Origin of the sequence: Vibrio sp. 10N.222.48.A3 (genome assembly GCF_041475345.1) — a bacterium.
Taxonomy (GTDB): Bacteria; Pseudomonadota; Gammaproteobacteria; order Enterobacterales; family Vibrionaceae; genus Vibrio; species Vibrio tasmaniensis_A.
In genome coordinates this window covers 1-652 of record NZ_JBFRVX010001639.1, presented here as the reverse complement: position 1 = coordinate 652, position 652 = coordinate 1, and the positions used below count along the sequence as shown (strand labels likewise).

The window sequence follows — 652 nt, the reverse complement described above, 5'->3', positions numbered from 1 at the left end:
ACTCTAACGTCCTTAATCACGATGCTTCAACACCAACAATTTTACTTGTGGGCTTTTACGCATGATATTCTAAATTCATTGCTTCTTTTTTTACTATTGTGCGAGATTACTAGAAGATCAACCGCTTTTTTCAAAATTGGATCTGATCGCTCGACAATTCGACGACTCATAGAGAAAAGAGTCACAATACAAAGAAGCTATAAAGTACTCACTAAGAATACTTGCAAGAGCCTATTCATCAGGCATTACGTCTAAACGCGCTCATACTAAGCTTGTCGGCGAATCTAACGCGAGCCCCATTCAATTATTTTTGTCATAAATCACAAAATAAATTGTGGATGTTTGAAAAGACTCTCTTAATCGGTTGTGAAATCATTGAATTTCTAGTTCGACACCATAAACTCAACGTTATATTCAGTTATCAGAGATAAACTCATGACAAAGAAAGTAATAGCAGAATTTGATTTACTGCTTATCGCAAACCAAATTATCCAATCACATGATGACTACATTGAAGGCATGCGCGCAAACAGCGTAGTAGAAAAAGACGATGTACTCATTTTCAAAGGTGAATACTTCTTAGACAACAACGGAATGCCGACAGAAAATACAACCGCGGTATTTAACATGTTTAAGTACTTGGCGCATCACC

General features: G+C 36.7%; 1 protein-coding gene. It reads left to right on the top strand.

The window, feature by feature from the left end; translation table 11 throughout:
• Positions 1-435: 435 nt before the first annotated feature.
• Positions 436-652, top strand: a 217-nt coding sequence (locus tag AB4653_RS28195; protein WP_372105929.1) for a DUF2498 family protein, incomplete at its 3' end; no start/stop codon positions are given.